18 protein-coding genes are annotated in these 15,012 nt (G+C 57.8%); 2 read left to right on the top strand and 16 right to left on the bottom strand.

Annotation, left to right across the window (positions count from 1 at the left end):
- Positions 1-17: 17 nt before the first annotated feature.
- The 12 genes from tolA to HBN98_RS07660 form a co-directional block, all read right to left on the bottom strand.
- Positions 18-1,094 (bottom strand): cell envelope integrity protein TolA, encoded by a 1,077-nt coding sequence (gene tolA / locus HBN98_RS07605; protein WP_064588908.1) that lies wholly within the window; start codon positions 1,092-1,094, stop codon positions 18-20.
- Entirely contained in the window at positions 1,094-1,546 is a 453-nt protein-coding gene (gene tolR / locus HBN98_RS07610) for a protein TolR (RefSeq protein WP_162276309.1), read from the bottom strand. Before tolR ends, tolA begins: the two co-directional genes overlap by 1 nt.
- Positions 1,547-1,569: 23 nt before the next feature.
- Positions 1,570-2,265, bottom strand: a complete 696-nt coding sequence (tolQ, locus tag HBN98_RS07615) for a protein TolQ (RefSeq protein WP_003227517.1) — start codon at positions 2,263-2,265, stop codon at positions 1,570-1,572.
- Positions 2,255-2,722: a tol-pal system-associated acyl-CoA thioesterase gene (gene ybgC, locus HBN98_RS07620; RefSeq protein ID WP_047599520.1), complete on the bottom strand. Its 468-nt coding sequence runs from the start codon at positions 2,720-2,722 to the stop codon at positions 2,255-2,257. The genes tolQ and ybgC overlap by 11 nt, the downstream gene beginning before the upstream one ends.
- Before the next feature lie 127 nt (positions 2,723-2,849).
- The gene (gene ruvB / locus HBN98_RS07625; protein ID WP_064588910.1) at positions 2,850-3,911 is read right to left on the bottom strand and encodes a Holliday junction branch migration DNA helicase RuvB; all 1,062 of its coding nucleotides are present in this window, start codon (positions 3,909-3,911) and stop codon (positions 2,850-2,852) included.
- Positions 3,912-4,520, bottom strand: coding sequence for a Holliday junction branch migration protein RuvA (gene ruvA / locus HBN98_RS07630; protein WP_025112788.1), 609 nt, complete (start codon positions 4,518-4,520; stop codon positions 3,912-3,914).
- Positions 4,521-4,634: 114 nt separating this feature from the next.
- A complete protein-coding gene (ruvC, locus tag HBN98_RS07635) occupies positions 4,635-5,162 on the bottom strand; it encodes a crossover junction endodeoxyribonuclease RuvC (protein ID WP_025112787.1) in 528 nt (175 codons plus the stop codon).
- A 156-nt stretch (positions 5,163-5,318) separates the two neighbouring features.
- On the bottom strand, positions 5,319-6,065 hold the full coding sequence (locus HBN98_RS07640) for a YebC/PmpR family DNA-binding transcriptional regulator (protein ID WP_064588911.1): 747 nt from the start codon (positions 6,063-6,065) through the stop codon (positions 5,319-5,321).
- Between the two features lie 128 nt (positions 6,066-6,193).
- Positions 6,194-7,969, bottom strand: coding sequence for an aspartate--tRNA ligase (gene aspS, locus HBN98_RS07645; RefSeq protein WP_064588912.1), 1,776 nt, complete (start codon positions 7,967-7,969; stop codon positions 6,194-6,196).
- A gap of 100 nt (positions 7,970-8,069) precedes the next feature.
- Positions 8,070-8,291 carry an FmdB family zinc ribbon protein gene (locus HBN98_RS07650; protein ID WP_003227532.1) on the bottom strand — a complete coding sequence of 74 codons (222 nt, stop codon included), beginning with the start codon at positions 8,289-8,291 and terminating at the stop codon, positions 8,070-8,072.
- 133 nt (positions 8,292-8,424) lie between these two features.
- Positions 8,425-8,760 (bottom strand): ribbon-helix-helix domain-containing protein, encoded by a 336-nt coding sequence (locus HBN98_RS07655; protein WP_083368090.1) that lies wholly within the window; start codon positions 8,758-8,760, stop codon positions 8,425-8,427.
- A 182-nt stretch (positions 8,761-8,942) separates the two neighbouring features.
- A complete protein-coding gene (locus HBN98_RS07660; RefSeq protein ID WP_064588914.1) occupies positions 8,943-9,413 on the bottom strand; it encodes a Dps family protein in 471 nt (156 codons plus the stop codon).
- Between the two features lie 311 nt (positions 9,414-9,724).
- Between HBN98_RS07660 and HBN98_RS28055 the strand changes: the two genes are divergently transcribed.
- On the top strand, positions 9,725-10,327 hold the full coding sequence (locus HBN98_RS28055) for a cold-shock protein (protein WP_064588915.1): 603 nt from the start codon (positions 9,725-9,727) through the stop codon (positions 10,325-10,327).
- Positions 10,328-10,399: 72 nt separating this feature from the next.
- Here the strand turns inward: HBN98_RS28055 and HBN98_RS07670 are convergent, their stop codons facing one another.
- Both HBN98_RS07670 and HBN98_RS07675 read right to left on the bottom strand, forming a co-directional pair.
- A complete protein-coding gene (locus tag HBN98_RS07670) occupies positions 10,400-10,606 on the bottom strand; it encodes a SlyX family protein (protein ID WP_064588916.1) in 207 nt (68 codons plus the stop codon).
- A gap of 3 nt (positions 10,607-10,609) precedes the next feature.
- A complete protein-coding gene (locus HBN98_RS07675; RefSeq protein ID WP_064588917.1) occupies positions 10,610-11,035 on the bottom strand; it encodes an HIT domain-containing protein in 426 nt (141 codons plus the stop codon).
- An 896-nt stretch (positions 11,036-11,931) separates the two neighbouring features.
- Between HBN98_RS07675 and HBN98_RS07680 the strand changes: the two genes are divergently transcribed.
- Entirely contained in the window at positions 11,932-13,290 is a 1,359-nt protein-coding gene (locus HBN98_RS07680; protein WP_083368089.1) for an OprD family porin, read from the top strand.
- Between the two features lie 244 nt (positions 13,291-13,534).
- Here HBN98_RS07680 and HBN98_RS07685 read toward each other — a convergent pair whose 3' ends face one another.
- Entirely contained in the window at positions 13,535-14,377 is an 843-nt protein-coding gene (locus HBN98_RS07685; RefSeq protein WP_064588919.1) for a mechanosensitive ion channel family protein, read from the bottom strand.
- Between the two features lie 139 nt (positions 14,378-14,516).
- On the bottom strand, positions 14,517-15,002 hold the full coding sequence (locus tag HBN98_RS07690; RefSeq protein WP_003227548.1) for a YajQ family cyclic di-GMP-binding protein: 486 nt from the start codon (positions 15,000-15,002) through the stop codon (positions 14,517-14,519).
- Positions 15,003-15,012 lie beyond the last annotated feature (10 nt).

Raw genomic sequence — 15,012 nt, forward strand, 5'->3', positions numbered from 1 at the left:
TCCTCGAAGAAGGTTTCTCACAAGGCTAGATCCTCAGGTGTGAATGTCATCTTGAATGAACGATACGGAGCGAAATCGCTCGGCTTCATTCCCTGCATTTCCGTCAAACGTCCAATATTCTTGACCGCCGCGACTGCCGAAGCATCGAACGGACCGTCGCCGCTGGACTTGGCCACGCTGACCGAGGTCACCGTACCGTCCGGCAACATGCCGATTTGCAGCACGACCGTCATGCCTTTGCGTGCCGAAGGAGGACGTGCCCAGCCTTCCGCTGCCCGCGCACGAATCAGGTCATCGAAACTGCCCGCGACTTCGTCACCCTGCTCATCGGCCAAGGCCTGCTGGCGCTGCGGCGTGTCGGAAAGCAAATCTGCCAGGGCCTGAGCCTTTTTCTCTTCAGCAGATTTACGTGCCGCTTCCTGCGATTTCTTCTTCGCAGCATCGGCAGCAGCTTTCTTCTTCGCTTCGTCGGCGACTTTCTTCTTCGCCTCTTCAGCTTCAGCTTTCTTCTTGGCGTCTTCGGCGGCTTTCTTCTTCGCGTCTTCGACGATCTTTTTCTTCGCTTCTTCAGCGGCCGCTTTCTTGGCCTCTTCTTCAGCAGCCTTCTTGGCTTCTTCTTCAGCTTTCTTCTTGGCTATATCAGCCAATTGTTTCTCTTCGGCCTTTTTGGCTTCGGCTTTCTTCGCGTCGTCGGCTTTCTTGGCTTCATCAGCCTTTTTCGCTTCGTCCGCTTTCTTCGCCTCGTCGGCCTTCTTGGCTTCCTCGGCCTTTTGAGCCGCTTCTTCTTTCTTTTGTTCCGCAGCCTTCACCGCTTCCTGCTCGACCTTTTTCTGTTCCATCTGCTCGACTTCGGTCTGGCGCGCGGCGGATTTCTTCGCCTCACCCGCAATCTTCTGATTGGTCTGGGTGGTTGCCTGACTTTTCGATTTCAGCTGGTACAGGGTCGCCTGGACAATCGGCTTGGCCGGCGGCAGCTCCGGTGTCAGGGCAAAACTGACGAACAGCATGCCGAACACCAGCACGTGCAAGCCGATTGCCAGGACACTAGGCCAGAAGTAGCTTTCCGAGGCGGACGGCTCTCGCTGTTGCTGCATCAGGGGGCCTCGGTAATCAAGCCAACATTACCGACCCCGGCCTTCTGCAACCCGCCCATGGCACCCATGACGGCGCCATAGTCAACCGACTTGTCGCCACGGATGAACACTTGAGTGTGCTTGCCGCCTTCGTTGCCGGAGCGAATGATCTTGGTCACCGCGTCAGTCATCTGCGGCAGCGTCATGGCCCTGTCCTGCTGCTTTTCAGTATCGACTTCGCTGCCAAGGTTCCAGTAGTAGGTCTTGTCAGCCTTGATCGAAATGGTCAGCACCTGAGTGTTGTTGTCCTGCGGCAAGGCTTCACTGGAAACCTTGGGCAGATCCACTTTCACGCCCTGATTGAGCATCGGCGCGGTCACCATGAAGATAACCAGCAGCACCAGCATCACGTCGATGTATGGCACCACGTTCATCTCGGCGACCGGCTTGCGCTTGTTTCGGGCTCGAGCGATTAAAGCCATCGGGAAATACCTGCTTATTCTTCGCTGGTGTGCACTTTGCGGTGCAGGATCGCCTGGAATTCATCGGCGAAGGTGTAGTAGCGGCTCAGCAAGGTTTCGCTGCGGGCAGAGAAACGGTTGTAAGCGATAACGGCCGGGATCGCGGCGAACAGGCCGATCGCGGTGGCGATCAGGGCTTCGGCGATACCCGGGGCCACGGTGGCCAGGGTCGCTTGCTGGGCCTGAGCCAGACCACGGAAGGAGTTCATGATGCCCCATACGGTACCGAACAGACCGATGTACGGGCTGACCGAACCGACGGTGGCAAGGAATGGCAGGCTCTGCTCGAGCTTTTCTTCCTCACGGGAAATGGCAACACGCATGGCCCGGGCCACACCTTCCATCACCGCCTCAGGATCGACGCCCGGCTGCTGACGCAGACGGGAGAATTCCTTGAAGCCGGCACGGAAGATCTGCTCCACGCCCGAATCCGGATCCGGGTTGCTGCCGGCCTGACGGTACAGCTTGGACAGATCGATACCCGACCAGAAGCGCTCTTCGAAGCTCTCCAGGGCGCGTCGACCGGCACGCAGCAGATTGCTGCGCTGAAAGATCATGATCCATGAGGTCACCGATGCGGCCACCAGGGTCAACATTACCAACTGCACCACGATGCTGGCATTGCTGACCAGGCTCCACATGGAGGAATGGTCGACGACGTTAGCTTCCACGCTTTATCTCCTGCTTTGAGTGTGTACCCGTGCCGCCCGCGTCGGCAAAGGCCGCACGCAAGGATTCGGGCATGGCCCGGGGTTTCAAACTTTCGGTGCGCACACAGGCCACCAGAAACTGCCCTTCACAGAGCAGCACATTATCCGTGGCCCGCCTGACCTGCTGTTTGAAGCGCAGGCTGGCACGGTTCAATTCGATTACATCAGCGCTTACCAGCAGTTCGTCGTCCAGTCGCGCCGGCGCGTGATAGCGCGCTTCGCTGGAATGCACGACAAACAACAGGTCCTCCCCTGCCAGTTCCGACTGGGCAAAGCCCAGCGTCCGGAGCCGCTCGGTTCGAGCCCGTTCCATAAACTTGAGGTAATTAACGTAATACACGATGCCGCCGGCATCGGTGTCCTCGTAATAAACGCGACAACGATGTGCGAACGGCTCAAGCCCGTTTTGCGCGCGCATACTCTAGTGCTTACTCCTCGGGTTGCCAATCCAGCCAGGCAACTGTTTTTCATTGTTCAAAGGCTTTACCGCAAAAGTACCGTCCTGTGACAGTACAAACGCTGAATAAATCGACAATAAATGTGTACTAATCGTCTACCGCATCGAGAAACTCGTCTACCACGGGCATTTCGCCCATTCGTGACGGAATGTTTAAACCGAAATGCAGGTACGCATGCCGCGTTACCACCCTGCCCCGCGGCGTGCGCATGATGTAGCCCTGTTGAATCAGGTACGGCTCCAGCACGTCTTCGATGGTGTGGCGTTCTTCACTGATCGCCGCTGCCAGGCTGTCGATGCCCACCGGGCCACCGTCGAACTTCTCGATCATGGTCAGCAGCAGGCGCCGGTCCTGATGATCGAAACCGTGTTCGTCGACATCCAGCAGGTTCAACGCCAGATCGGCCACGGCCTTGGTGATGTGGCCCTTGGCCCGGACTTCGGCGAAATCGCGTACCCGACGCAGCAGACGATTGGCAATCCGCGGCGTGCCACGGGCGCGGCGCGCCACTTCGAAAGCGCCCTCCGGATCCAGCGGCAAGCCGAGAATGTTCGCCGAACGACTGACAATCGTCGACAGGTCAGCGGTGTTGTAGAACTCAAGACGCTGGACGATACCGAAGCGGTCACGCAACGGGTTGGTCAGCATGCCGGCGCGAGTGGTGGCACCGACCAGGGTGAACGGTGGCAGATCCAGCTTGATCGACCGCGCCGCCGGCCCTTCGCCGATCATGATGTCGAGCTGAAAGTCTTCCATGGCCGGGTACAACACTTCTTCGACGATCGGCGACAGGCGATGGATTTCATCGATGAACAGCACGTCGTGCGGCTCAAGATTGGTCAGCAACGCCGCCAGATCGCCCGGACGCTCAAGCACCGGGCCGGACGTGCTCTTGATCGACACGCCCATTTCCTGGGCGATGATGTTGGCCAGCGTGGTCTTACCCAACCCCGGCGGGCCGAAGATCAGCGTGTGATCGAGGGATTCGTTACGGCCACGGGCGGCCTGAATGAACAGTTCCATCTGCTCGCGGACCGTCGGCTGGCCGATGTAGTCGGCCAGGCTGACAGGACGAATCGCCCGGTCCTGGACTTCTTCGCGCTCGCGCGGGCTGTGCGCGGCGGCGATCAGACGATCAGCTTCAATCACTTAAATCATTCCCTTCAGGGCGCGGCGGATCATGTCTTCACTGCTCAGGTTCTTGTCCTTGATGGCGGAAATCGCCTTGCTCGCTTCCTGCGGCTTGTAGCCGAGGGAAATCAGCGCGCTGACCGCATCGTTTTCGGCGGTGTTGACCGGCGCCGGACCGTCCGGCTGGTTCGGCACCAGGGCGAACATCGCCGGCACGGTTTCCCAGGCCTTGAAGCGGTCTTTGAGTTCAACCAGCAGACGCTCGGCGGTTTTCTTGCCGACACCCGGGACCTTGGTCAGCGCCGAAGTGTCCTGGGATTGTACGCAGCGGATCAGCTCATCGACTTCCAGACTCGACATCAGGGCCAGGGCCAGTTTCGGCCCGACACCATTGAGACGGATCAACTCACGAAAAAAGTCTCGCTCACGCTTGCCGGCGAAGCCATAGAGTAACTGCGCGTCTTCACGTACGACCAAATGGGTGTGCAGCGTCAGCGGTTCACCGACCGACGGCAGACGATAAAGGGTGGTCATGGGCACTTCCAGCTCATACCCGAGGCCGTTTACATCCAGAATCAGGTGCGGCGGCTGTTTCTCAGCCAGGGTGCCGCGCAAGCGTCCAATCACGTTTCAGATCCTTGAGCGTTGACCAGCCGGGGGCTGGCGACAAAACAGAATACGGATTCGGGCCGACGACCCAGGCACAAAATCCATATACCGGAAAATTGATTGCTGATGCTATCAGAGACGCAGGCGCCCGCCACGACTGCGTGCTGCTCCCAAGCCGTGCGGCAGCAGACTGGAGCGGGTGTGCGCGTGACAAATGGCGATCGCCAGGGCATCCGAGGCGTCGATTTGCGGCTTGGCGGTCAGCTTGAGCATGTGCATGACCATCATCTGCACCTGCTCTTTGTTGGCCGCTCCGGTGCCGACCACGGCTTGCTTGACCTGGGTTGCGGTGTACTCGGCAATCTCCAGGCACTCTTCAGCCCCCGCCACAATCGCAGCCCCGCGGGCCTGTCCCAGCTTCAGCGCGGAATCGGCGTTTTTCGCCATGAACACCTTTTCGATGCCCATGGTCACCGGGCCGTAGGTCTGAATGATTTCCCGCACGCCGCGATAAACGATTTGCAGGCGCTCATGCAGCTCGCCAGCGCCGGTACGGATGCAGCCTGAGGCCACGTAAATGCAGCCACCGCGCCCGGTATCGCGAACAATCCCGTAACCGGTGATGCGCGAGCCGGGGTCGATACCAAGAATTAAAGTCATAACGCCTGCAGAAATGGGTGCGAAAGCTGAGGTTACAGGTAGGAGCTGCCGAAGGCAGCGATCTTTTGATCTTTTAAAAACACAAAGATCGCAGCCTTCGGCAGCTGCTACAGGTGAAGTGTAGAGCCAGCAAAAACTGCGACCTTTCTATTTGCATCAACCGAGCTGAGCAGCCACGTCTTCCGGAATATCCGCGTTGGAGTAGACGTTCTGCACGTCGTCCAGGTCCTCAAGCATGTCGATCAGCTTGAGCACCTTCTCCGCACCGTCCAGATCCAGCTCGGCGCTGGTGGTCGGCTGCATGACGATCTCCGCATCATCGCCCTTGAACCCCGCCGCTTCCAGCGCGTTGCGCACTGCATAGAAGCTGGTGAACGAGGTGAACACGTCGATCGAACCGTCTTCATGGGTGACCACGTCGTCGGCATCGGCTTCCAGCGCCGCTTCGGTCAAGGCATCTTCGTCGACGCCCGGGGCGAAGCTGATCTGGCCCTTGCGCTCGAACAGGTAGGCCACCGAACCGTCGGTGCCGAGATTGCCCCCGCACTTGCTGAACGCGTGGCGTACGGCTGCAGCGGTACGGTTGCGGTTGTCGGTCATGCACTCGACCATCACCGCCACGCCGCCCGGGCCGTAACCTTCGTAGGTCAGCTCTTCAACGTTGTCCGCTTCGGTCGCGCCGGCGCCGCGCGCAACGGCGCGGTCGATGATGTCGCGGCTCATGTTGGCCCCGAGCGCCTTGTCCAGGGCCAGGCGCAAGCGCGGGTTGGAACCCGGATCACCGCCGCCCTGACGGGCCGCAACGGTCAGTTCACGGATCCACTTGGTGAAGATCTTGCCTCTCTTGGCATCCTGACGTTCTTTGCGGTGCTTGATGTTCGCCCACTTGGAATGACCTGCCATAACTCGCTCCGAATTCTCTTTGAAACGTGGCCCGCCCTGCTCATGCAGCGGCCAGCCAACAAAAAATCTCGACCTGCTCTCTATAGATAGAAAAAAGGCGCATCCGAAGATGCGCCTTCAGGCCCGTCTTACTCAGCCTTTGGCGTTTCGCGCAAACGAATGTGCAGCTCGCGCAGTGCCTTGGCATCTACCACACCCGGGGCTTGCGTCATGACGTCCGCAGCGCTCTGGGTTTTCGGGAAGGCGATCACTTCACGGATCGACTGGGCGCCGGTCATCAGCATCACCAGACGGTCCAGACCGAAAGCCAGACCACCGTGCGGCGGTGCACCGTACTTCAGCGCGTCGAGCAGGAAGCCGAATTTCTCTTCCTGTTCCGCTTCATTGATACCCAGCAGACGGAACACCGCTTGCTGCATTTCCTTGCGGTGGATACGGATCGAACCGCCACCCAGCTCGGTGCCGTTCAGCACCATGTCGTACGCACGGGACAGCGCGCCAGCCGGGTTGGCTTCCAGCTCTTCAGGAGAGCACTTTGGTGCGGTGAACGGGTGGTGCAGCGCCGAGAAGCTGCCGTCGTCGTTTTCTTCGAACATCGGGAAGTCGACGACCCACATCGGTGCCCACTTGCAGGTCAGCAAGTTCAGGTCGTGACCGAGCTTGATACGCAGCGCGCCCAGGGCTTCGCTGACGATCTTGGCCTTGTCGGCACCGAAGAACACGATGTCGCCATCGACAGCGCCAACGCGGTCAAGGATCACGTTCAGCTTGTCTTCAGGGATGTTTTTCACGATCGGCGACTGCAGGCCTTCAACACCGGCAGCACGCTCGTTGACCTTGATGTACGCCAGGCCCTTGGCACCGTAGATGCCAACGAACTTGGTGTAGTCGTCGATCTGCTTGCGCGGCATGCTTGCCCCGCCTGGAACGCGCAGCGCGGCGATACGGCATTTCGGGTCGTTGGCCGGGCCGCTGAACACCTTGAATTCGACTTCTTTCAGTTGATCGGCAACGTCAACCAGTTCCAGCGGGTTACGCAGGTCCGGCTTGTCGGAACCGTAACGACGCATGGCCTCTTCGAAGGTCATGTGCGGGAATTCGCCGAATTCCAGATCCAGCACTTCCTTGAACAGGTTGCGGATCATGCCTTCGGTCAGGCCCATGATGTCTTTTTCGTCGAGGAAGCTGGTCTCGATGTCGATCTGAGTGAACTCAGGCTGACGGTCGGCACGCAGGTCTTCGTCGCGGAAGCACTTGGCGATCTGGTAGTAACGGTCGAAGCCGGCGACCATCAGCAGCTGCTTGAACAGCTGAGGCGATTGCGGCAGGGCGAAGAACGAACCGGCGTGAGTACGGCTCGGCACCAGGTAGTCACGGGCGCCTTCTGGAGTCGCACGGGTCAGGATCGGCGTTTCAACGTCGAGGAAGCCGTTCTCGTCGAGGAAACGACGGATGCTGGTGGTCATGCGCGAACGCAGGCGCAGCTTCTCGGCCATTTCCGGACGACGCAGGTCCAGGAAGCGATAGCGCAGGCGGGTTTCTTCGCCAACGTCGGAGTATTCGTTGAGCGGGAACGGCGGGGTTTCCGACTCGTTCAGCACTTCCAGCTCGTAGCCCAGCACTTCGATCATGCCCGACGCCATGTTGGCGTTGGTGGCACCGGCCGGACGCAGACGCACCTTGCCGGTGATCTTCACTACGTATTCGCTGCGCACGCGATCGGCAGCGGCGAAGCTCTCGGCGCGATCCGGGTCGAACACCACCTGAGCCAGACCATCACGATCACGGATATCGAGGAAAATCACCCCGCCGTGGTCGCGACGACGGTGAACCCATCCGCAAAGGGTAATTTCCTGGCCTTCCAGGCTTTCGTTCAGTTGGCCGCAATAATGGCTGCGCATCATGGTAGTGGTTTCGCTTCTCGTAATTCGAAATTCGGTGGAGATCCCGTCGCCATCAAGCATTACGGAATCTCACGCGTGTCGTTCGACCTGGGCCTGAACCCTAGTCAGATTTGTCGCCACCGGCCAGATTCTTCTTGGCTCCGGTCTTGAAATCGGTTTCGTACCAACCGCTGCCGCTGAGGCGAAAACCCGGCATGGACAGCTGTTTCTTGAGCTCTGGCGCCTGACAGGCAGGGCAGTCGACCAGCGGTGCCTCGCTGATCTTTTGAATGGCTTCCAACTGATGACCACAGGAAGCACATTGATAATCGTACATCGGCATGGGGGTGTCTCGGCGATCAGATTGCCACCGCGCGCAGGGCTTTGCGGCGAAAGAGCGGGATTATATCCATTAAATGCGGGCTGTGCAGCCGTAAGACTGCACAGCCCGCCACGTCATTTCAAGTATTGCCCGTTCAGGGCATGACGGCCGACGGGGTATCCCGCAGACCATTCATCACGCACACCACCCGCACCAGGCCACTGAAGTTTTTCACCCCGCCATGGCGCAGGTGCACTTGGCGGTCCACATGGGACAGCAGCGTACTGACCGAACAGCCGTTGTCTTCGGCCATCGCGCCAAGAATGTTCCAGTAAACCTGCTCGAGCCTCAAGCAGGTCGCAAAGCCGTTCAAACGCACCGACCTGGACAACGGCCGGATCAACTCGAAGTCGAAACCGCTGACCAACGGATCGACCTTCATTTGCTGCTGCGAACCGACGCGCTCGCCTCGCCTGTCTCCATCCACCATATCGCTGACACTCCTTTGCCATCCGTGCTTTTTATTAAGGCAACATCCTGTGCCCTCATAAAAACGCAGCCGCAAAGTTAGCGCCAGACGACTAGTTGCCCATCTGCGTAGGATAAGCCGACATCATCGGTAAGATTTGCAACAGTACGCGGACATCCCCCGGACGTCCGCGCACCTGGCGATCAGGTCTCCAGCAACGCGCGCAGCATCCAGGCCGTCTTTTCATGCACCTGCATGCGCTGGGTCAGCAGGTCGGCCGTCGGCTCGTCACTGACTTTGTCCAGCAACGGGAAAATGCCTCGAGCGGTGCGTGTTACCGCTTCCTGCCCCTCGACCAGTTGCTTGATCATGTTTTCAGCACTGGGCACGCCCTCCTCCTCCTTGATCGAGGAAAGACGAGCATAAGTGGCGTAGGCTCCTGGCGCCGGAAAGCCCAGGGCGCGGATGCGCTCGGCGATCAGGTCCACGGCCAGCGCCAGTTCGTTGTACTGCTCTTCGAACATCAGGTGCAGGGTCCTGAACATCGGACCTGTGACGTTCCAGTGGAAGTTATGGGTTTTCAGATACAGCACGTAGGTGTCCGACAGCAGCCGCGACAGCCCCTCGACGATGGACTTGCGGTCTTCTTCACTGATACCGATATCGATTGCCATGTTTACCCCCTAAGGCGATTGAATTCATCCAGCAGGTGCAGTCCCACTCTAGCAAGGCCACCGCCACCTCGCAGCCTGCAATCGTCTCGCACCGTGCGACAAATCGACCGGGCGGGGTGCCGCTGGCCGGGGTAATTTGAGAACCCGCAGGCTTTGCTGTTAAATAGGCAGTGTGTCGCTACGCCCCATTTTTCGGGGGTATGGCGCATAGGCTGATATCGCGTACGTGTCCAACGCCTCTTTATTGTTCCGAAGCGAACCGTGCGTCTTCAGCTCTTCCTTGTGAGCCGTCATAACGTGAGCCAATCAAAATGTTAAAAATCGTCCACCTGCTAATGGGCGCAGCGGCTTTGCTGCTGTCGTTCATACCTAGCTTGAAATCCGAAGCCGTTCCTTACCTGCAACAACCCGATGCACTTTACCTGGCCTTTCTCGGCCTGCTGAACCTGGTCATCGCTCCAGTGATCCCTTACTGGAACAAAGGCCCGCGCCAGCATCTGCAAAATCTGGTCAGCGCTCTTCTGGTACTGACTGTCGTCCTGCAAACCCTGACCCTGATCGCACCGATGCCCGTCATCGCCGGTCAACCGGCTGTTCTGTTCAGCCTGGTGATTGCCCTGGTTGCCGTGGTTCTGCACCTGGCCGTCAGCTTCTACAAATCGTCGCCAGCTGCCGCACCGACCACCTATGACATGAGCAACCGCGATACCGGGACCGTCAAGTGGTTCAACACGTCCAAGGGCTTCGGCTTTATTTCCCGGGATTCCGGTGATGATATTTTCGTGCACTTTCGTGCAATCCGTGGTGAAGGCCACCGCGTCCTGGTCGAAGGCCAGCGCGTGGAGTTCTCGGTGATGAACCGGGACAAAGGCCTGCAAGCCGAGGACGTGATCGCCGCTCTGCCGCGTCGCTGATCCAAGGCAACAAAAAACCGCGAACAGCCAGACTGTTCGCGGTTTTTTTATGCCTGCGCCAAGGCCTCGGCATCAGTAGTGCGGTGGTGGCGCCTCTTCCTCGAAAGAGTCGAACTGCCCGACCATCTCTTCCTGACGCTTGAGTAACGCCGCCATTTGCAGTTGCAGGCGTTCAATCACCCGCTGCTGCGCCACCAGTTCATCGTTCAAGGCCTGGATGGTGTCATCCTGAAAAGCCAGACGACTTTCCAGATCGGTAACGCGCGCTTCAAGACTCATGATTCAGCCCTCCAGAAACGTGAAATGCTCGGTCAGTACCAGGCGCAGCCGTTCACGAATGGCCGCTACCTGCTCGGCGCTGTAGGGTTTGGCCGGGTGCTTGCCCCAGACCGGCGCGGGCCATGCCGCATCGTCACGCTTGCGCACGATCACATGCATATGCAGTTGGCTGACGACGTTACCCAGAGTCGCGACGTTCATCTTGTCAGCGTCGAACAGATCCTTGAGCAACTCGGCCAGCGCGGTCGTTTCCTGCCATAACTGCTGCTGGTCGGCGACATCCAACTGAAACAACTCGCTGATATCGTCGCGACGAGGCACCAGGATGAACCATGGGTAATTGGCATCGTTGGACAGCAGCAACCGACACAGCGGGAAGTCGCCGATGGTCAGGGTGTCCTGTCGAAGTTGTGAATCCAAAACAAACACTGCGCGCACTCCCGGCTGATCTACATCATTCAGCTTAGCGGCCATCCCGACGGGCAACGCACCAAGCGACAGGCTGGCAGCATACCTGCGAATGCGCCGAGCTTCACGATGACCGTGTCCGGACAGGCGATGCTCAATGCTCCCGCATGCAACTTTTTTGGCCAGCACGCACCACAACGGAACCGACAGCGCGATCCAGCACAATGAAATGACCAGAAAAGCCCAAGGCGTTCATCCCCTGCTCCAGCTCTAACTGTATGAATCCGGAACAGCTGTAAAATTTTTTGCACCAAAACCGCACACCGCGTCTACGCTAAGTGCGTCGGGTATCCGCCGAATACTCACCGACGGGGTGAACCGGTAACGTTTTTCGTTGTCTCGCGCACGATCCGGTACGGCAACATCAAGCGAGGGATGGCGTCAAGCCCTGATAAAGAACGGCTTGAAGCCCAGTGTTTATGAGGTTTTTACAGGGACCGACGAGTGTTCAGAAAAATAACCGCACAGAGAAAGCGGTTTGTGCACGCTTGTTGCATTCGTACCCATATGGACTATAAGCGCACCACTGGAAGTGGCAGCTTTAAGCCCCATAAGAACAGTGGCAGGGTTGCCCAATGGAGATTCAAGTGTTTTGCCAGGGACTCTTTTTTACCGATGCTGGAAGCCCCAGAAACAGCGATAAAGTTGTAAATCCGGCTGCATTGGTACTGTGAATTTGCGACATCGACCAAGCCATTTGCGACAGCGTCGTAAAGAACATGAATGGTTGAATACGCAAGTATCGCCAACATTGTCGGCGTGATATAAGTTTGCGCCGACACAAAAAGAAAGAGCCGCCCAGATAATAAAACAGGTGGGACGGCAGTACTCTTCTAAAACCAAAGGAGCAAATCACGATGCGCGTGATGAAGTGGAGCATGATCGCCCTGGCTGTTGCAGCAGGCACCTCGCAGTTCGCAATGGCGTCCTCTCAGGATGACTCCAAAGGTTTCCTGGAAGACCAGAGTCTGAAGCTGAAGACTCGTATGGAATACATGAACCGCGATTACAAAAATGGTGCCGGTAACGTTGCAAAGAAAGACGGCACCCCGGGTTTTGAAAGCGGCTATCGCCAGGACACCGGTGTCAGCCAACTGCTGACCTACGAATCGGGCTTCACTCAAGGCACCGTAGGCTTCGGTCTCGACGCCATGGCCATGGGTTCGGTCAAACTGGACGGTGGCTCGGGTCGTCGTGGTAACGGCCTGTTCGCGATTGATAGCGACGGCAACGAAGAGAAATCCCAAGGCAAGATCGGCGGCGCAGTCAAATTCCGCGTTTCCGACACTGTGCTGAAATACGGTCAGCAATTTGTTGCCAGCCCGGTTTTCGCCACTGACGACAGCCGTCTGTTGCCAGAAGTTGCTACCGGTACCCTGATCACTTCCAAAGAGATCAAGGGCCTGGAACTGAGCGCAGGTCGCTTCACCGCCCTGAGCAAGCAAACCGGCATGGGCCGCGACAGCATCGGCGGCTTGCCTGATGAGAACGGCAACGGTGGCAAGGGTCTGACCAGCATCAACATCTTCGGCGCTAGCTATGCCTTCACCGACAATTTCACCGGTGCATTTGCCGCTTCGGATGCCGACCAGTACTTCAAAAAGCAATACGTCAACCTGAACTACACCCTGCCTATCGCCGAAGACCAGTCGCTGAACTTCGACTTCAACGGTTATAAAACCGAAGGCGAGAAGCGCGGCGATCTGGTCAGCGCCATCGGCGACGAAACTCCCGGCAACGATACCCGTGGCGTAGACAACAAACTGTGGTCCCTGGCAGCTGCCTATAGCCTCGGCGCGCACAAGTTCACCATCGCTCACCAGCGCTCCAGTGGCGACAATGCCTACTACTATGGCGTTGACGGCAACAGCACCATCTTCGTTGCCAACTCCATTCAGATCTCCGACTTCGTGGGCCGTGAAGAACGCTCCTGGCAAGCTCGTTACGACCTGAACATGAAGACCTATGGTGTTCCTGGCCTGAGCTTCATGACCCGCTACGTTAAGGGTGACAACATCAAGACCAACGGTCTGGGTGAAGGTAAAGAGAACGAGTGGAACGCCGAGTCCAAGTACGTGATCCAGGAAGGCCCGGCCAAAGACCTGTCGTTCCGTCTGCGTTATGCCATGTACCGTTCGAACGGCGCGTACAGCGGCTACGCGTCTGACAACAACGACACCCGTCTGATCGTTGAGTACCCACTGAACATCCTCTAATCGGGATATGCAGCTGACGTACTGTAGAGCTTTGCTCTAACAAGAACCGCTCACCTGACTCAGGTGAGCGGTTTTTTTATGGCTAAAGTTTGCACCTGCCTGCTATTACCGACATAACAGACAATAGTAGCTAGCTACTTATTAGCCAACGAACATCTAGATCAAACATAAAAAAACCCAAGAGGGCGAACACCTCTTGGGTCTGACATTAATTAACTGACCGCCAAGCCAGGTATCAACGTTATTACTGCACAGCGTTTTCCTGAACCACACGAATCACACGCTGCGGAAACGGAATATCAATACCGGCCGTCTTTAAACGATCTCGCGACTGTTCGTTAAACATGAACATCACATCCCAATAGTCTGCAGTTTTAACCCACACACGCAGGGAAACAGTGATCGAGCTGTCACCCAGTGTCGAAATGACCGCCTGCGGCGCAGGGTCCTGCAGAATGCGATCGTCCTTGGCCAGATCCAGCAGCACCTGACGCGCCTTTTGCAGATCCGCTTCGTAATCCACACCCACGTCAAACACCACTTTGCGGGTTGGCTGACGGTTGGTGTTGGTGATGATGCCGTTCGACAGATTGCCGTTCGGGACGATGATGGTCTTGTTGTCACCGGTACGCAGCACGGTGTGGAAAATCTGGATGCTGTCGACCGTACCCGCCACGCCTTGCGCCTCGATCCAGTCACCGATACGGAACGGACGGAACAGCAGAATCAGCACGCCGCCGGCGAAGTTCGCCAGGCTGCCCTGCAACGCCAGACCGATGGCCAGACCGGCCGCACCGATCGCCGCCACGAACGAAGTGGTTTCCACGCCGATCATCGAGGCCACGCTGACGATCAGCAGCACCTTGAGAATGATGTTCGCCAGGCTGCTAATGAAGCCTTGCAGCGCCAAGTCGGCATTGCGCAGGGCCAGCAGACCACCGAGTTTTTGCGTGACCTTGTTGATCAGCCACCAGCCGATCGCCAGGGTAATCACCGCCAGCAACACGCGGCTGCCGTATTCCATGATCATCGGAATCCACGCTTGGGATGCCTTGACCAGGTTGTCCACCTCAGCATTCAAATCCATCTTCTAACTCCTGATTTCCGGCTACCCGGCCTGTAAAAAATCAACGGCAGAAAGACTGAACCTGTTGGGGCTCAATCGTTTCTGCCGCTGCTTGGCCCTCGGACGTTGAAAACGCCGAGAGGTTCCCCGACCGGAAAGCTTAGTCGCGGAAATTGTTGAACTGCAGTGGCATGCCGAATTCCTTGGCACGCAGCGCTGCAATGGCTTCCTGCAGGTCATCGCGCTTCTTGCCGGTGACCCGCACCTGCTCGCCCTGAATGGCGGCCTGCACCTTGAGCTTGGCGTCCTTGATGTGAGCGACGATCTTCTTCGCCAGCTCCTTGTCGATGCCTTCCTTGAGAATGGCGTCCTGCTTCATCAGTTTGCCCGAGGCGTATGCGTCTTTTACTTCAAGGCACTGCACATCGATCTTGCGCTTGGTCAGGGCCAGCTTCAGGATCTCGATCATCGCTTCCAGCTGGAACCCGGCTTCAGCGGTCAGGTTGACGGTCAGGTCCTTTTCCTTGAACTCGAAGCTGCCTTTGCCTTTCAGGTCATAGCGACGATCGAGTTCCTTCACGGCGTTCTCGACCGCGTTGGTCAGCTCGTGTTTGTCCAGTTCGGATACCACGTCGAACGACGGCATGTAATCTCTC

This window comes from Pseudomonas koreensis (assembly GCF_012986595.1).
In the GTDB taxonomy this organism is placed as follows: domain Bacteria; phylum Pseudomonadota; class Gammaproteobacteria; order Pseudomonadales; family Pseudomonadaceae; genus Aquipseudomonas; species Aquipseudomonas koreensis.

Coding starts and splice junctions, on each gene's coding strand:
- tolA (WP_064588908.1), bottom strand. CDS start 1,094: ATGCAGCAACAGCGAGAGCCGTCCGCCTCGGAAAGCTACTTCTGGCCT.
- ybgC (WP_047599520.1), bottom strand. CDS start 2,722: ATGCGCGCGCAAAACGGGCTTGAGCCGTTCGCACATCGTTGTCGCGTT.
- ruvC (WP_025112787.1), bottom strand. CDS start 5,162: ATGACTTTAATTCTTGGTATCGACCCCGGCTCGCGCATCACCGGTTAC.
- HBN98_RS07640 (WP_064588911.1), bottom strand. CDS start 6,065: ATGGCAGGTCATTCCAAGTGGGCGAACATCAAGCACCGCAAAGAACGT.
- aspS (WP_064588912.1), bottom strand. CDS start 7,969: ATGATGCGCAGCCATTATTGCGGCCAACTGAACGAAAGCCTGGAAGGC.
- HBN98_RS07650 (WP_003227532.1), bottom strand. CDS start 8,291: ATGCCGATGTACGATTATCAATGTGCTTCCTGTGGTCATCAGTTGGAA.
- HBN98_RS07655 (WP_083368090.1), bottom strand. CDS start 8,760: ATGGTGGATGGAGACAGGCGAGGCGAGCGCGTCGGTTCGCAGCAGCAA.
- HBN98_RS07660 (WP_064588914.1), bottom strand. CDS start 9,413: ATGGCAATCGATATCGGTATCAGTGAAGAAGACCGCAAGTCCATCGTC.
- HBN98_RS28055 (WP_064588915.1), top strand. CDS start 9,725: ATGTTAAAAATCGTCCACCTGCTAATGGGCGCAGCGGCTTTGCTGCTG.
- HBN98_RS07670 (WP_064588916.1), bottom strand. CDS start 10,606: ATGAGTCTTGAAGCGCGCGTTACCGATCTGGAAAGTCGTCTGGCTTTT.
- HBN98_RS07680 (WP_083368089.1), top strand. CDS start 11,932: ATGCGCGTGATGAAGTGGAGCATGATCGCCCTGGCTGTTGCAGCAGGC.
- HBN98_RS07685 (WP_064588919.1), bottom strand. CDS start 14,377: ATGGATTTGAATGCTGAGGTGGACAACCTGGTCAAGGCATCCCAAGCG.
- HBN98_RS07690 (WP_003227548.1), bottom strand. CDS start 15,002: ATGCCGTCGTTCGACGTGGTATCCGAACTGGACAAACACGAGCTGACC.